Source organism: Rickettsia endosymbiont of Orchestes rusci, from assembly GCF_964030945.1.
GTDB lineage: Bacteria > Pseudomonadota > Alphaproteobacteria > Rickettsiales > Rickettsiaceae > Rickettsia.
Genome location: NZ_CAXIQG010000004.1, coordinates 1109987 through 1125941, shown reverse-complemented (window position 1 = coordinate 1125941; position 15955 = coordinate 1109987). Strand labels below are relative to the sequence as shown.

Sequence of the window (15955 nt, the reverse complement as noted above, 5' to 3'; positions counted from 1 at the left end):
ATTTTAACCATCCATACAACAACGCCAACACCCATTCGCAATGACGTATATGATTATCTATCTATGTTTTTCATATTGCGGCTTTTTAACTTTATTAATATTTTCCTTTGCAATATCTATTTTACTAGGAGAAATTGTAGCTTCTCTCTCTTTATTTTTATTACGCTTTTTTGCTTTTTCTTGCGTCAAAAAAGCTTGATTATTATTTTGAATTTCAGCTTTGAATTCACTAATTTCTTTCTCTTTAGATTTTATTACCGAATCATTATTTAAAATCAACTCGCCGATTTTTTCTCCGATTTGAGGCGCGTATTTTATAGCAAAAATAGAGGTCGGTATAATTATGAGAGAAAAAGTAGCACCTGCTGTTGCAACGCTGATTGCTCCTATGGCTAGCGCACAAATAGCACTGGCAATTTTGCCGGCGGCTTGTTTAAATGTATTATTTTTTTTAATAAATTCTAAAGAAATTTCTAATACTTTATCAATTTCTTTTTTTATATACGAATTTATCTCGTCTTGCCTTTGATATTTCTTTATTGCATACATTACCGAGCTACAAAATAATTCGGGATTAGATTGAATATAATTAATTATATTATTAGAATTTTTTTCTTTTAATAAATTCTTAAATACTGCTTTAATTGCTACTTTATCAGTGTCGCTTATAACTATATCTTTAAAATAAATATTTACTAAATTCTCTGCCACTACATCTTGCGATTGCTCTAAAATATTATCTTTATGAGCAGTATTTGTATCTTCAGATGTAATAGCTACGGCAAATAACGTTAAAGCTACTGAAAAACTATCGTCATTTATGACCTTATTACCCAAAAAAGTTTTTAATTTGAGAATGCAAGAAGCAATATATTTTTTAGCATCAGGCTTAGAGTTAAGCCTTATTACGTAGTCTATAGAAATAATATTTGCCAGTGTTGAACATGTAAGACTTGAGATATTATCAATAAAATTATTCATGATATCTTTTTTAAACAATTGAGAATTAATATTATTTAATATAATCATATCATTTATAGTTAGTTTTTTGATACTAATTCCCTAATATACATAGTTAATTTAGCATAAATAAAATCAGGGGATTTTGCTGGTGAAAGTTTATAAATAGTTTTAGGAGTAAGCACTTCCTCGTTACGTACTCGTACAAAAGTTACGATAGTGTTAACCGGCATATAAGAATAAATTTCTCGAAATATTTGTAAAAACGTGTTGAAATCCCGGGCTGCAAATTTTAAATTCACACTATAATTATTTATACTAATTTTTTCATGTTCGCCTTGAAATTCCTGAATATTATTTCTTAGGAAGATTGTATTGACGGTTACGTCAATGGGTTCAGCTAATTTATATTTATCGGCAAGGCTTTGTATTTTTGGTATAAGTTCATAATGATTTAAACAGTCGCTTCTCTTAGGAATACTTAAATTGGCATATTTGGTATAAGCCTCTAATATTTCTTCTTTAGAATTAATTATAGAATATAATTTTAAAGTTTCTTCCGTTAGAGCTTCTTGGGTACTCTGTTTCCTAATAGTAGAGACCTTATACTCTTCCTTAAGGGTTTGTATTAGGAGAATAATTAGTGAAGTACAAAAAAAATATACGACAAATTGAAAAAAAATATAATTTTTTAAATACATAATATATTTTGTAAACATGTTCCTATCCCTTTCGGCTATATTTAATGAATAACGGTATTACTACCTTGCCGGATGTATTAATTATTTTATCTTCGGATACGGTGATATTGAGTTTAATATTTTCGTCGGCCATAGTATCTTGGATAAGTTTTATATGATCATTTAATTTGTTTATAGATTCTGTTACGGATAAGTTAGCGGTTGTAAAATTAAGCAGAATTCTAACATTTAAATATCTTTTAGACATCAATAATATGTTATCTACGTCAGTCAATTCCCATGTGATTTCTTTTAACTGAAAAGGTGGCCCTAAAGTTGTTATATATTTTTCTAATAAATCAAACGGTAATGTTACCGGTGCTTCCAATAATTTTTCTATCACATATAAGTCTGCTAAATTAGTAGTATTTTGAATGTAAGGATATTTATATTTTATCTCATCATATTGTTGGGTCGTTGCATAATATTTTTCACTAAAAAAAAGTGATGCTTTATTGTTTTGGAATGTTTTATATTTAGTAGCTCCTGCTATAATAAGCAATATAATCATACCGAAACTAAATAATTTAAATATTAAGGAGCCGATAAAATTAAGCTTCTCTATTGATTTTAAATAAGTATTAGTTGCTCGGAAATTTTTATATTTGATAAATAATTTGCTAATATTAGCGTCTAAGAATTTATTAGCGGTTAAATTTACTTCATTTAATATCCCATCCATGGGGATGAAAATTACAGGATGATTTTCAAAATTTGATTGTTGTAATAAAGTTTGTAATTCAGGTTCTACTATAAGAATTATACACGCTTCATTGTTTAAGTTACCGATATAATTTTTAAATAATAACAAACAATCATTTATTTCTTGTTCAATAATTCCTTGAATATATGATTCCGATTTATCGGGAGGATATTCAAATGTGCGCATAGAAATTATATTATCTTGATGTTTTATAATAAATTTAATGCCGCTTGCTTCTAAAATAAATACACAGATCTGAAAATAATCGGCATATTTATTTTGCTGAGTATTTTTTATTATTTTATCAAGAATAGTTTTAAATTCTAACGCTAAAAAATAAATTCCCTTAAAGGCTAGTGATTTGTTTTCAAATACACATTCACCTATGTCGCTCAAAGGCGGCTGATAAGGGCTAGACATAATTAAAGTAGACCAAAACTCGCTCGGTGTTGTAGTCCTCTTATAAACATAATGTGCTATTATATCGTCTTTATTAAAATAGCCGTTAATAAATTGCTCGATAGGGTTAGTTTTTACTATCGATTGCAATATAGGTATTGAATCATGGCGCATTTTGCATTCAGCGCCGTCAAGTAAGAAAAAAACATCGGAGTTTTTAAATTTATGAAAAAAACTTTTATATAAGTTTAAATCTATCGAATCCGTAAAGGGAATAAATAAACTTTCCGCTAACTTATTTTTTATAAAAGCACTAAGAAAAACACCTTTACTGCCAAATAAAATAACAATATTTTTTTTATACAACCAACGCACTTTTACGTTAGTTAATAAATTAGCTAAGAATTTTGTAATAAATTGCGTGTTTAATTGCATATTTCGTAGTTTGTTTAAATTAAACATAATTAATTATATTTTTTACTATACTGCTTATAACCATTTAAGTATAAAGAAATCTTAATATAACTTAAATATCGATGTCATTTCCGTGAAAACGGGGCGTTGTTGCGTGGCTCGAATTTTTGCAAAGTGTTTCGGTGTCAAGCCACGGTATGACACCGTACTTATAATAACCATAATACGGTAAATTATTAGCCATCCAACAACGCTCCGTTTTCGCGGGAATGACATCGGAGATACTCAAAAGACACATTCAATAATATCTTATTATGACTAAATTTACCACCGAAGAAGTTAGAAGTAAATTTATAAGTTACTTTGCTTTAAATAATCATGTTCATGTACCGGCTAGTTCATTGATTCCTTATAACGATCCGAGTCTTATGTTTGTTAATTCCGGTATGGTGCAGTTTAAAAACGTGTTTACCGGACAAGAAAAAAGAGCTTATAAAACAGCCGTAACTAGTCAGAAATCACTTAGAGCCGGCGGCAAACATAACGACCTTGAAAATGTCGGCTATACTGCAAGGCATCATACATTTTTTGAAATGCTAGGTAACTTTTCTTTCGGCGATTATTTTAAAGAACAAGCCATATATTATGCTTGGAATCTACTAACTAAAGAATTTGAATTGCCTAAAGAAAAATTATATGTAACGGTTTTCCATACCGACGACGAGGCGGCTTTATATTGGCAGAAAATAGCTAATCTAAGCGATGATCGAATCATTAGGATTAAAACAAACGATAATTTTTGGTCAATGGGTGATCTAGGTCCGTGCGGTCCGTGTTCGGAGATTTTTTATGATCACGGTGAACACGTAAAAGGCGGCTTGCCCGGCACTAAAGATGAAGACGGAGATCGTTTTATTGAAATCTGGAATATGGTATTTATGCAATATGAGCAGATAGATAAAGATACTAGAGTTCCGCTACCGCAACAATCGATCGATACCGGCATGGGGCTTGAACGCGTCACCGCCGTAATGCAAAATGTAAATAATAATTACGATATAGATTTATTTAAAGAGATAATAAACTTCACCGAAAACATAGTAAAAGTTAAGGTCGAAGGTGAAGCTAAGTTTTCGTACCGAGTAATTGCCGATCACTTGCGAGCAGCAGCTTTTTTAATTGCCGACGGAATAATGCCTTCAAACGAAGGAAGGGGCTACGTTTTGCGGCGCATTATGCGCAGATCTATGAGGCATGCGCATATACTCGGTAGCAAAGAGCCGCTAATATATAAGTTATTGCCGAAATTAGTGGACCTAATGGGTGATGCTTATCCTGAGCTAAAAAGGGCAGAAGATTTTACCGGCGGTATTTTAAAACAAGAGGAAATTAGATTTAAAGCTACTTTAGAACGCGGTTTAAAATTACTTGACGAAGAAACAAAAACATTTGTCGGCGGTAGTAAATTATCCGGCGAAGTAGCATTTAAATTATATGATACTTACGGCTTCCCGCTTGATTTAACGGAAGATATCTTAAAAAATAGGCAAATTTCGGTTGATCATGCAGGCTTTGACCAAAATATGCAACAGCAAAAAGCGCGCGCGCGGCAATCATGGCTGGGTTCCGGTGAATCTAAAACCGATCAGCTTTGGTTTGAGATAAAAGCGGAATTCGGTAGTACCGAATTCCTTGGTTACACACTTAATGAGGCTGAGGGCATCGTAATTGCTTTAATAAAAAATAACTCGTTAGTAGATGATATTAAGGAAGTAGGTGAGCGATTTTTATTAGTTAGTAATCAAACTCCTTTTTACGGCGAGTCCGGCGGTCAAATGGGCGACATAGGATTTATTACTTCACAAAACAGTAAGATTCAAGTAATTAATACTTTAAAATATTTGGGTTCTATTATCGTCCATGAATGTCTTTTAAAGGAAGGCATAATCAAAAAAGGAGATACTGCTAGTTTTAGTATTGATATTAAATATCGGCAAAACTTAAAAATTCATCATTCCGCTACCCATATATTACATGCGGTATTACATGAAATACTGGGCAAACACGTAACGCAAAAAGGTTCATTAGTCGCACCCGATCATTTACGTTTTGATATTAGTCATTCAAAAGCTATTAGCGGCGAAGAGATTAATTTAATTGAAGATAAAGTAAATCAAATTATTAGGGATAACCATAAAGTAAATACTGCTTTAATGTCTACCGATGAGGCAATTAAACTAGGCGCGATGGCTTTATTCGGCGAAAAATATGATCAAGAAGTACGAGTAGTGTCAATGAAGGATGATTACTCGCTAGAGTTATGCGGCGGTACGCATGTCAAGCGAACCGGCGATATAGGTTGTTTTAAAATTGTTAGTGAAAGCGCTATAGCGGCAGGAGTCCGAAGAATAGAAGCAGTTTGCGGAGAGTTTGTCTTAAAATTAATGAGGGACAACGATTTTATACTAAAGTCAGTGGAAAATATTTTGCGAACTAATAAAGATGAACTGGTTAATAAAATAAATAACGTTCTTAATCGCAGTAAAGAATTAGAAAAAGAATTATCGAAGATGCAAGTTGCGGCCCTTGATTTAAGTATAGAGCAAATTGTCAAGGAAGCTACGGAGATATCGGGTATAAAGCTAATCTATAAAATTGTTGAAAATTTAGATAATAAAATATTACGTCAAGCCGCCGAACAATTGGCAAGCAAAATAGAAGATTTGGTAGTTATATATATTGCAAATTGTAACACAAAATTATCTATTACCGTTGCAGTCAGTAAAAATATCAGCAATAAGCTTAATGCCGGTAATATAGCAAAAGAACTTTCCTTATTTTTAGGCGGTAACGGCGGTGGCGGGCAACCCACCGTTGCCCAAGCCGGCGGCAGCGAGATAAGCAAGTTACCTAGTGCGGTAGAGAAAATAAAGAATTTAATTAAAGAGTTAATTAGCAAGTTTTATTAAAATGATATTTTTACCACATTAAAGCGGCACTAACGACATATAGTTATATTTTAGTCTTTTAACTGGTAAAATAATAATATATACTAACTTACATAGCTTAGCCGGGTTGTACTTATCAATTTTGAGATAACCGACTAAATAATTAATACACAATAATAATATTTAAAACTTAAAGGAGCTTAATTATGACAACAAAAAAAATTACACTAGCTTTTCTTGCTTTATTTCTTCTTGCAGGCTGTAATACTTCAAAAAGAACTGCACAAACTGACGGTATGATGAATCAAGGCGAAGAAACTTCTTTAATGAAAGATTTTGAAAAAAGTGCCGGTAATGCAGTATGGTTTGCTTACGATAGTTCCGCTTTATCCGAAAAAAGTAAAGAAGAACTAGAAAAACAAGCTTGCTGGTTATCTAGACATCCTCATGTAAAAGCTACAGTTGAAGGACATTGCGATGAAAGAGGTACTAGAGAATACAATCTAGGTCTTGGCGAAAGAAGAGCAGCCGCTGCACAAAAATTCTTAACACAGAAAGGTGTTGGGCAGGACAGAATAAGCATCATATCTTACGGTAAAGATAGACCGGCTATGATAGGAAATAATGAAGAAGCTTATGCTTATAATCGTAGAGCTGTAACTGTTGTACATCAATAAAAGTTACAACATCTAATTTATCTTTTTAAAGAAGGTCGGACTTAAAAACCCGACTTTTTTTATAACGAAAATGGTTAAAATATCGCTTAAAGTGCCTTGCAGTTTAATAATTTTCCTTCCATGTCTACAGCGTCATCTCGATCGCTTGATGGCGTTGTTGCATGGCTCAAAAAAAGTGCTGTACAGCGTCATTCAGAAAGCTTGATACAAGCGAATTTTTCTGGATTCGCCTGTGCTCACGTATTATTAACGGCTAGCGCAGGCTCACCTTTAAATTCACATTGTCTAAATCTTTCTGAATTTAGCTGTATGTCATTCCTAGCTAAAGGCGGGAATCCAGAAAAAACACTTAAAATAAGCAAAATTATATAAAAATTTACTATATAACTCGCTTAAATATTCTCTAGATTCCCGCCTTTAGCTAGAATGACATCAAAAATTCGATCCATGCAACAACGCCTGATAACTTAGAATTTACACCGGTATGGAAAGCTGTTATGCTGTAGTCAATTCTTTAAAAAACAATTGATAGTTATTTATGAGTATAAAAATTCATTCAACCGAAGATTTCCACAAGATGCGAGCAGCGGGGAAGTTGGCGGCTGAAACTTTAGATTTTATTACCGATTATGTAAATCCCGGAGTTACTACAAACTCCTTGAATAATCTTTGTCATGATTTTATTATTGCGAGTAATGCTATTCCGGCGCCTTTAAATTATAAAGGGTTTCCAAAATCGATTTGCACGTCGATAAATCATATAGTGTGCCACGGTATTCCAAACGATAAACCGCTAAGGAACGGTGATATAATTAACATTGATGTAACCGTAATCGTTGACGGATGGTATGGCGATACTAGTCGTATGTATTATGTCGGTGAAGTGGCGATTAAACCGAAGCGGCTTATCCAGGTTGCCTATGATGCCATGATGAAAGGGATTGAAATAGTTAAGCCCGGTGTGCGCTTCGGTGATATAGGGCATGCTATCCAAACTTACGCCGAGAAGCATAATTATTCGGTGGTAAGAGATTATACGGGACACGGTATCGGTCAAGTTTTTCATGCTGAACCGTCTGTATTAAATTACGGAACTAAAGGCACGGGGGCAGTACTTAAAGAAGGTATGTTTTTTACTATTGAGCCGATGGTTAATGCCGGTCATTATGCTACGCATTTAAGCAAGCTTGACGGCTGGACGGTTACCACTCGCGATAAATCTTTATCGGCGCAATTTGAACATAGTATGGGAGTTACTAAAGACGGTTTTGAAATATTTACCCTATCACCTAAAAACCTCCGCCACCCTCCTTATGTTAGGTGAAATATGACAAGTGATAAAAAAATCGTCTGAGCTAAGGAGGTGTTGTTGCATGGATAATTAAAGCACGGTCGATGTCATTCCCGCGCAGGCGGGAATCCAGAAAAAATACTATATAAGTCATCCTGAATTTATTTCAGGATCTTCTATAGATGCTGAAACAAGTTCAGCATGACAAGAAAAAGACTGGATTCCCGCCTACGCGGGAATGACATCGAAAATTCGAGCCACGCAACAACGACGGTTTGACCACGGCATCCAGTCTTTTTATTAAGGTTTTTCTGGATACCGTGGTCAAGCCCACTACTGTACGAACGTTTAAATAAAGAGGTAAAAATTCTGTCATTCCGTGGCTACGACCACGGAATCCAGCTTATAATATCATAAAAAGATTCTAAAATAAGTCTAATATGGCTTTATTTTCCTGGATGCCGTGATCAAGTCACGGCATGACACAGCCTTTTTTCAACGTTCGTACAGTAGTGGGTCAAGCCATGGCATGACAAGTTTTAAGCGATTTTAACCATCCATGCGGGCATTGCCTCCTCGCAATGACAGTTGGATGTTCAAGCAACAAAAATCTATACTTAATTAAAAATGCTATATGAAAAGTAACTTATATTTAAATAATTTTAATGTTTGGGATTTAACATACGAAAATGATATTGAAGGAGTTAATAGCCTTAACGAAGCGGAGGGGTGTCAAGGTGATTATATAGGACCTCATTATATAGGGCATCGAAAGCGGGTAAAACAACGTCTTATTAATGCCGGCGGAGCATCGGGGTTTTCTGATTATGAGTTACTAGAACTGATATTATTTTCTGCTATCCCTCGCAAAGACGTAAAACCTTTAGCAAAAAAATTGTTGGAAAAATTTAAAAATCTTACTAATTTAATTAGTCTTGATAAAGATAAATTACTCAGTATAAGCGGTACAAATGAAAATTTATACGTTAATTTTGCGGTAATGCGTGAGTTAATAAATAGGATATTAAAACAGAGAATAACGAATAAAAATATTATCGGGTCATGGGGAGCTTTAGTTGATTATTTGAAAGTTACAATGAGTAGTATACCGCTAGAGCAGTTCCGCGTATTATTCTTGAATAAAAAAAATATTTTAATTGCCGATGAAGTTTTAAGCCAAGGTACCATTGACCAGGCAGCAATATATCCGCGGGAAATAATAAAACGAGCGTTATTTAACGAAGCGAGCGCGATTATATTAGTTCATAATCATCCAAGCGGTAGCCCGCAGCCTTCAAAGGCCGATATTGATACGACCCGTAAAATAGTAGAAACTTGCCATACCGTAAATATATCGGTACACGATCACGTTATTATAGCTAATAATGATTATTTTAGCTTCAAATCTAATATGTTATTATGACTTATATAAATAGCTATATGTTATTATTTATTTGTTCGATGGTAGCGACGAGCTTACTGACTAGGTTATTGATTCGCTATCTTTCTTCTTTGGGAGTGGTGGACGTGCCAAGCAACCGCCGCTCACACGATAAAGTAACGCCGCGCGGGGGGGGGCTTGCTATCGTAATTGTCGTAACTATAGCTTTTAGTCTGTTTGAATATTTAACTACCGATGCGCTTATTACTTCAATAAAACTTATCCCGCTGTTATTTGTTATTGCGGCAGTGTCATTTTGGGATGATTTAAAACCGATATCCGCCTTTATTCGGTTAATAGTTCATTTAATTTGCTCTGCTTTTGCTGTTTTCTTTTTTTTATTGCCGGTAGTGTCGCTTGATTACGACCTATCTTTATATATAATTTTTACCTTAGCGGTTATTGCTTTAAGCGGTTTCACAAATATTTATAATTTTATGGACGGCATAGACGGTATTAGTTGCATGCAGTCAATTCATCTATCAATTACGATGTTACTGTTATGCTATTTACAATCTTATGCAATCGCAAATCTATATTTTATAGTTACTTTAAGCACTATTATACTCGGCTGCTGTTCCGGTTTTTTGATATTTAATTGGCATCCGGCTAAGGTGTTTTTAGGGGATATCGGCAGTATTAGTCTTGGCTTTTTAACAGGTCTTTGTTTGCTTTTACTTAGCTCTTCCGGCATCCATTTGTTTATCGCTTGTTTTATTGCGGTATTATATTATATTGCCGACGGAGGTCTCACTATCTTAATTAGGCTTATTAATAAAGAAAAAATTTGGCAACCTCATTTAAAACATTTTTTTCAAAAAGCGGTACAAAACGGTAAAACCCATAAGCAAGTAGTAAGCAGCGTTGCTATTTGTAATATATTCTTAATGATATTGTCCGTGACTTCTTTATATTACCCTATTATATCTATTATGCTTGCTTTGGCGGTAATGTTACTAACTTTAGTTAAGTTGTTAAAATGAAACCTATTAAAGATAATCTAGATTTAATTCTTAGACGAGTTTTAAATAAGCAACATCCGCTACTTGCCGAAATTGTGATTAATTGGCACAAAATTGTCGGCAGCGCAGTTAATGCTAAAGCGCGTCCTTTAAAAATAACCTCAGGCATGCATAAAGGACAGAAAACAAATATACTTCATGTACAAATAGAGAATTCTGCAGTCCATCCGGAAATTGCTTTTCAGCAAGAAATAATATTAGAGCGCATTGCAATTTACTTAGGTTTCAAAGCAATACATAGTTTACGGATAATGGTCTATAAAAGCTCGAAATAATATTCTAAAACTCGTCTCGGAATAAAAGCTTCAGTTTAAGAAAGGAGTTTTTAGTAGACCTCTCTGATGTCATTCTAGCTAAAGGCGGAGCCTTGTTGCATGGCTAATAATTTACCGTATTATGGTTATTATAAGTACGGTGTCATACCGTGGCTTGACCAACTACTGTACGAACGTTTAAATAAAGAGGTAAAAATTCTGTCATTCCGTGGCTACGACCACGGAATCCAGCTTATAATATCATAAAAAGATTCTAAAATAAGTCTAATATGGCTTTATTTTCCTGGATGCCGTGATCAAGTCACGGCATGACACAGCCTTTTTTCAGCGTTCGTACAGTAGTGGGTCAAGCCACGGCATGACACCGAAACACTTTGCAAAAATTTGAGCCATGCAACAACGCCTATGGCGCCTCGCAATGACGATCCCTTAAGTTGACACCCATGGATCCACGCAAATATTGCCTCCTCTTAATTCTTCATTTCTTCAAACAACAACATAATAATATAGTATATTAATAAAATTTAATAGTTATATAAAAGCAACAGATATTTTTATTAACCCCCAAAGGTTTATTTTTCTCAATAATTTATATAGACATAACAAAATCATCGCTATATATTACTGCATCTTAACGTAATTTTAATAAAATATAAAAAATTCTTAATAAATTGATTTAAGGTATAATCTCATGAACAACTCTCGGAAAATTCTTAATAAAATATTTAAAACAGGCTTAATAACAGCTTCTAGCCTTACTTTACTAATGAATAGCGGAGCATTTGCGGCGGCGGGAGAGGCGCCGGCTGTTGCTAGGCAGGCTAAAAAAGATGGAACTAGAGGTAATGTACGCCTTCATGGCAATATTAGAAATATATATTTGGGTGAAGTATGGTTGGATAAAGGTACAAATGGTTTAAATCAATTAAGTGAAGAAAAAGGGGCTGCCGAAAACTGTTTTATTGACGGTTCCACATTACAATTAAGCAATATAGAGGCTCATATTTATACCGGTAATCAATCAAATATACGTGCGCTTGATTTACACGGTCAAAAAGCTACTCTTAATGTGGAAGGATATATTAAGTTAGGCTCCGTGGTTAATACAGCAGGAGGAGACAAAAAGCTTCAAGTCATAATTAATGATGCACAAGCTTTAACTTTAACCGGTACCGGCACAGACGATAATTTAAAATTTTTCTCCGGTGCTGAAGCAATGCCTAATAGCTATGCTGCTCTGGACAATATAACTTTAGGAGATCAATCGAAGTTAATTATAGATGTGGATAAGGGAGGTAATCTAACAAACAATAGTGGGAAAGTAGCAGATGAAATTAACTTTCAGGGTAGCGGAGTAGTTCAAGGAAATACAGGTCAAGGTGAGACATTAAAAGATATTAACATTCAAGGTGATGATACAAAAATAGTCGAATTGCAGGGAGATGTTGCCACGAAAAATTTGAATTTTGTTCCTGCTAATGGTATTACCGCCGGTACCGTGCAAATAGGCGGTGATTTAACGGCAGAAAACGTTATATTTTCTAAGGGTAATGTTCAAGGCGGTATATTAGAATTTAACGGACAAAATAAAAAAGGCTATGTTTTTAGTGCTAAGGTAGAAAACGGGGGTAACGGTATGCTTAAAGTTAATACTTACAAACTTAGGGCAAATGATGTAACTATCGGTGATATCAAAACAATTGATATTCAAGAAGCTAAAACATTTATAATAAATGCCGATCGTGAATATATTACTTTACTGAAGGGTGGCAACGAAATTAATTTTGTAGGAGTGAATTCTAGATTAATATTTAGAAGTAAAAATAATGCAACTATAAACTTAGCTGCTGATTTACCGGCTTTTGCTAACGGCGGCGGTAAATTAGTTTTTATAGGCGATAATAATAACGCTTTAACTATTAATAGTGATGATGCTAATGTTAGAAGATTTGGAAATATTGCAGGTGATAAATTAGCAGAACTAACTGTTGTTAATAATGTTATTGTAACTGACTTAATAGACATAAGCGGCACCCGGCAGCTTAATATTATAGGTAAAGCCAAATTTGTTGATCAAGGAGCAACATCCGCTAAGATTCCGCAAATAAATATCGGGGCGGCATTTCCTGCGACTAAAGCTCCGAAGGGTGATACTATCTACACGCTTGATGCAAAAAACGGTGATTTTGGTATTTTAACAGATGGTAATACTATCAATTTTATGCATGAAGATGCAGCATTTATGTTACGAAATTCAGCTGCCGATGATAGAACTATAACGCTCGCTAATACTCTTGATCCAGGAGATAATAATTTTGGTAAAGTTGTAATAGATTCCATAATAGCCGGTAAGACATTAACTATTGGTAGTGCCGACAATAATATTAATATTACCCTTGGTACCCAGGATCACAAGTTAAAAGAATTAATTTTAGTCGGTAACGGGATAATTGCCGTACAATCTAATATTTTTGCTAATGACATATGGCTTGGTAATGCAAATTCTGTACCGAATTTGATAACCTGCAAAGATATTAACGGTGACCTAACTTTTGGAGCAGATACGCATTTGATACAAAATGGTAATATCAACGGTAATGTAAATTTCCAAAACCGCGATGCAACTATAACTTTAGCTAACGGTAAAAACATTACCGGTGATGTTTTTGGTGATGCTAATGGTACTATAGAGTTTTTAGGCGACGGCAAGATTAAAGGCGAGATCGAAGGTCTTAAAATGTTAAAGGTCGGTGAAGGAAAAGTATCGCTCCAAGCAGACAACGATTATGTGATCAACGAGATTCAGGGAACCGGTACCAAGATGTTAACCTTACCGGAAAAATTTACTCTAATCGGTGCTATTAACTCAACCGGCGGCGAGCCTTTAAAATTAAACTTCACTAACGACGGTAGCATCAGCGGTGTTGTCGGGACAGAGGCAAATCCAGTCGGCGACATTACAACAAACGGTGTGACAAGGTTTGATAGTGCCATTAATAGTAACGGTAATATTATATTATCAAAAGGCTCGACGACAGAATTTGTCGGTAATATAACCGCAATGAATGTAATAGCTGACGATGCTATTATAAAGGTTACTAATGACCTTGCTTTTAATAGTGATTTAACCGGTAGCGATACCACGATTAGTTTAGGCACTTCGCAAATAACATATACGGGGCAGGCTAATTTTTCAGATCAGTTAACTATTTTAGCAAATTATCATGTAGTAAAGAAAGACGGCGGTAACATATTAATTACAGCCGGCAGTAAAATAGACTTATCGCAAGTAACGGATTTACAAATTAATTTTATTGCTCCTGATATAGATATTAACGAAATAGATAAAAATAAACATGCGCTAATATCTTCAGAAGACGATAACGGGCTAGTGCTGCCTGCCGATAAAATTAATATTACCGTGAACGGTGAACAAAATCGTTTTGTTAAATGGTCGATAGATGAGTCATCACTGACTGTATCGGCTGCTGATATCTCTAAAGAAGTATTAAAGAAAGAGGCGAAAGAAACTTCCGATCCGATAGTGAAAGAAGTTATAGAAGCATTACTTAGCGGTGGTAATAATGATAAAGATGTAGTAGAAAAACATCAATATAGTCCTGCGGTCGGTGGAGTTGTAAATCAATTAGGTCGTGTTGATAAAGATAAGACACCGGAAATAATAAAACCTCTGATCCAAAATAAGATCAATCCATCGACTGTTGTTCGTATACATACAAAAGTAAATAATATAGTGAACGCTACCCTAAATACGAGAATGAATAATTTTGTAGCAGAAGCGGCAGGTGATGAAACGGAAACAAAGCTTGGCGTATGGGTGAGTCCTTTTATCGGTAATAGCGAGCAGAAAATAAAAGGCGACGTGAATGATTATAAAGCAAAATCAAGAGGTGCTACCCTAGGGTTTGACGGTTTTGTAACCGACGATTTGTTACTCGGTACATCTTATACTAGAGTTTATACGATAATGAAGCATAAAAACGATAAGCTCGGTGATGAAAGTAGAGTTAAGAGCGATATTTACTCTTTATACGGATTATATGATTTACCGAATAGTAATTTATTCTTTAGCGGTATTGCCTTATATAGTAATAGTTTAGTTAAAAATTATTCGCAACGTCCGATGATATTGGCGGGCGGAGTAATGAGTTATCAAACGGCGATCGGCAAACATAGATCGCATTCTTATACCGGACAGATTTTGGCAGGATATGATTATTTGTCTTCCCAAGCAGTAAACTTAAAGCCGATAATAGGTATTAGATATTCTAAATTTAGAGATGCCAGCTATCTTGAGACAGGTACTTCGTTCCAAAATTTAACGGTTAAAGGAGCAACTTCCGACTTAGTTGAAGGAATAGTTGGTTTTAGAGCTTCTAAAAACATCAATACCGGTCATATGATCCTAACTCCGGAATTATATAGTTTTGTTCATCGTCATTTTAAAGATAAATCACAGCTCGTTGATGCAAGGTTACCCGGTATGACAAATCCGTTCCCGAACAGTAAAATTAACCAGGCTAAAATTAGCTTTAATGTTGGGGGCAGTGTGACTGCTAAATATAAAATGATGGAGTATGGTATTAATTACAATGCTAACATTGCAAATAAATATCTTGCCCAACAATGTAGCTTAAAAGTTAGGGTGAATTTCTAATCTTAAAGTCATTATAAATCTTTTTCTTTATATTGACCTCTTATTTATTATATCATATTTTAGACTTACAATTGCGAGGAGGCAATGCCCGCGTGGATAGTCAAAACGTTCTCGATGTCATTCCTAGCTCAAGGCGGGAATCTAGAAAAAATACTTAAAATAAACAATTATATAAAAATTTACTATATAATTCGCTTAAATATTTTCTGGATTCCCGCCTGCGCGGGAAGGCATTGTTGCGTGGATCAAAAATTGCTATATTTCGGGTATTTTTTAAAAGTACCGCGCTGTCATACCGTGGCTTGACCACGGCATCCAGTTAGGCTTTTTAATTTTTTCTGGATACCGTGGTCAAGCCCACTACTGTACGAACGTTGAAAAAAGGCTGTGTCATGCCGTGACTTGAT

The 15955-nt window shown here is 34.5% G+C and carries 16 protein-coding genes; 10 read left to right on the top strand and 6 right to left on the bottom strand.

Going from position 1 to position 15955, the window contains the following annotated elements:
* Positions 1-57: 57 nt before the first annotated feature.
* The 4 genes from AAHM91_RS10125 to AAHM91_RS10110 form a co-directional block, all read right to left on the bottom strand.
* Positions 58-1038, bottom strand: coding sequence for an RP853 family protein (locus tag AAHM91_RS10125; protein ID WP_342270775.1), 981 nt, complete (start codon positions 1036-1038; stop codon positions 58-60).
* A 2-nt stretch (positions 1039-1040) separates the two neighbouring features.
* Positions 1041-1679, bottom strand: coding sequence for a hypothetical protein (locus AAHM91_RS10120; RefSeq protein ID WP_341793474.1), 639 nt, complete (start codon positions 1677-1679; stop codon positions 1041-1043).
* 4 nt (positions 1680-1683) lie between these two features.
* On the bottom strand, positions 1684-3237 hold the full coding sequence (locus AAHM91_RS10115) for a hypothetical protein (protein ID WP_342270774.1): 1554 nt from the start codon (positions 3235-3237) through the stop codon (positions 1684-1686).
* 91 nt (positions 3238-3328) lie between these two features.
* Positions 3329-3505 (bottom strand): hypothetical protein, encoded by a 177-nt coding sequence (locus tag AAHM91_RS10110; RefSeq protein ID WP_342270681.1) that lies wholly within the window; start codon positions 3503-3505, stop codon positions 3329-3331.
* Positions 3506-3530: 25 nt separating this feature from the next.
* Between AAHM91_RS10110 and alaS the strand changes: the two genes are divergently transcribed.
* From alaS to map, 4 genes are all read left to right on the top strand, one after another.
* Positions 3531-6185 carry an alanine--tRNA ligase gene (gene alaS, locus AAHM91_RS10105; protein ID WP_342270680.1) on the top strand — a complete coding sequence of 885 codons (2655 nt, stop codon included), beginning with the start codon at positions 3531-3533 and terminating at the stop codon, positions 6183-6185.
* Between the two features lie 185 nt (positions 6186-6370).
* Complete coding sequence (gene pal, locus AAHM91_RS10100; protein ID WP_341793478.1) at positions 6371-6841, top strand: peptidoglycan-associated lipoprotein Pal; 471 nt, start codon at positions 6371-6373, stop codon at positions 6839-6841.
* Between the two features lie 120 nt (positions 6842-6961).
* Positions 6962-7213 (top strand): hypothetical protein, encoded by a 252-nt coding sequence (locus tag AAHM91_RS10990; RefSeq protein WP_410526140.1) that lies wholly within the window; start codon positions 6962-6964, stop codon positions 7211-7213.
* Between the two features lie 166 nt (positions 7214-7379).
* Positions 7380-8165 carry a type I methionyl aminopeptidase gene (gene map / locus AAHM91_RS10090; protein WP_253308184.1) on the top strand — a complete coding sequence of 262 codons (786 nt, stop codon included), beginning with the start codon at positions 7380-7382 and terminating at the stop codon, positions 8163-8165.
* A 163-nt stretch (positions 8166-8328) separates the two neighbouring features.
* Here map and AAHM91_RS10085 read toward each other — a convergent pair whose 3' ends face one another.
* Entirely contained in the window at positions 8329-8508 is a 180-nt protein-coding gene (locus AAHM91_RS10085; protein ID WP_342270679.1) for a hypothetical protein, read from the bottom strand.
* 258 nt (positions 8509-8766) lie between these two features.
* Here AAHM91_RS10085 and radC point away from each other — a divergent pair, with 258 nt between their 5' ends.
* The 6 genes from radC (at position 8767) to AAHM91_RS10055 (ending at position 15706) form a co-directional block, all read left to right on the top strand.
* Positions 8767-9555: a RadC family protein gene (gene radC / locus AAHM91_RS10080; protein WP_253308183.1), complete on the top strand. Its 789-nt coding sequence runs from the start codon at positions 8767-8769 to the stop codon at positions 9553-9555.
* Complete coding sequence (locus tag AAHM91_RS10075; RefSeq protein WP_341793480.1) at positions 9552-10556, top strand: MraY family glycosyltransferase; 1005 nt, start codon at positions 9552-9554, stop codon at positions 10554-10556. Before radC ends, AAHM91_RS10075 begins: the two co-directional genes overlap by 4 nt.
* A complete protein-coding gene (locus AAHM91_RS10070; protein WP_341793481.1) occupies positions 10553-10870 on the top strand; it encodes a DUF721 domain-containing protein in 318 nt (105 codons plus the stop codon). The genes AAHM91_RS10075 and AAHM91_RS10070 overlap by 4 nt, the downstream gene beginning before the upstream one ends.
* 99 nt (positions 10871-10969) lie before the next feature.
* Complete coding sequence (locus AAHM91_RS10065) at positions 10970-11116, top strand: hypothetical protein (RefSeq protein WP_342270678.1); 147 nt, start codon at positions 10970-10972, stop codon at positions 11114-11116.
* 445 nt (positions 11117-11561) lie between these two features.
* Positions 11562-15548: an autotransporter family protein gene (locus AAHM91_RS10060; protein WP_342270677.1), complete on the top strand. Its 3987-nt coding sequence runs from the start codon at positions 11562-11564 to the stop codon at positions 15546-15548.
* 32 nt (positions 15549-15580) lie between these two features.
* Complete coding sequence (locus AAHM91_RS10055) at positions 15581-15706, top strand: hypothetical protein (RefSeq protein ID WP_342270676.1); 126 nt, start codon at positions 15581-15583, stop codon at positions 15704-15706.
* Here AAHM91_RS10055 and AAHM91_RS10050 read toward each other — a convergent pair.
* A complete protein-coding gene (locus tag AAHM91_RS10050; RefSeq protein ID WP_342270675.1) occupies positions 15703-15858 on the bottom strand; it encodes a hypothetical protein in 156 nt (51 codons plus the stop codon). The genes AAHM91_RS10055 and AAHM91_RS10050 overlap by 4 nt on opposite strands.
* Between the last annotated feature and the right edge of the window lie 97 nt (positions 15859-15955).

Bases quoted from the DNA above. Each gene is read 5' to 3' on its own strand.
- pal (WP_341793478.1), top strand. From the start codon at position 6,371: ATGACAACAAAAAAAATTACACTAGCTTTTCTTGCTTTATTTCTTCTT.
- AAHM91_RS10120 (WP_341793474.1), bottom strand. From the start codon at position 1,679: ATGTTTACAAAATATATTATGTATTTAAAAAATTATATTTTTTTTCAA.
- AAHM91_RS10060 (WP_342270677.1), top strand. From the start codon at position 11,562: ATGAACAACTCTCGGAAAATTCTTAATAAAATATTTAAAACAGGCTTA.
- AAHM91_RS10065 (WP_342270678.1), top strand. From the start codon at position 10,970: ATGGCTAATAATTTACCGTATTATGGTTATTATAAGTACGGTGTCATA.
- AAHM91_RS10075 (WP_341793480.1), top strand. From the start codon at position 9,552: ATGACTTATATAAATAGCTATATGTTATTATTTATTTGTTCGATGGTA.
- radC (WP_253308183.1), top strand. From the start codon at position 8,767: ATGAAAAGTAACTTATATTTAAATAATTTTAATGTTTGGGATTTAACA.
- AAHM91_RS10070 (WP_341793481.1), top strand. From the start codon at position 10,553: ATGAAACCTATTAAAGATAATCTAGATTTAATTCTTAGACGAGTTTTA.
- AAHM91_RS10990 (WP_410526140.1), top strand. From the start codon at position 6,962: ATGTCTACAGCGTCATCTCGATCGCTTGATGGCGTTGTTGCATGGCTC.
- alaS (WP_342270680.1), top strand. From the start codon at position 3,531: ATGACTAAATTTACCACCGAAGAAGTTAGAAGTAAATTTATAAGTTAC.
- AAHM91_RS10085 (WP_342270679.1), bottom strand. From the start codon at position 8,508: ATGACAGAATTTTTACCTCTTTATTTAAACGTTCGTACAGTAGTGGGC.
- AAHM91_RS10115 (WP_342270774.1), bottom strand. From the start codon at position 3,237: ATGCAATTAAACACGCAATTTATTACAAAATTCTTAGCTAATTTATTA.
- map (WP_253308184.1), top strand. From the start codon at position 7,380: ATGAGTATAAAAATTCATTCAACCGAAGATTTCCACAAGATGCGAGCA.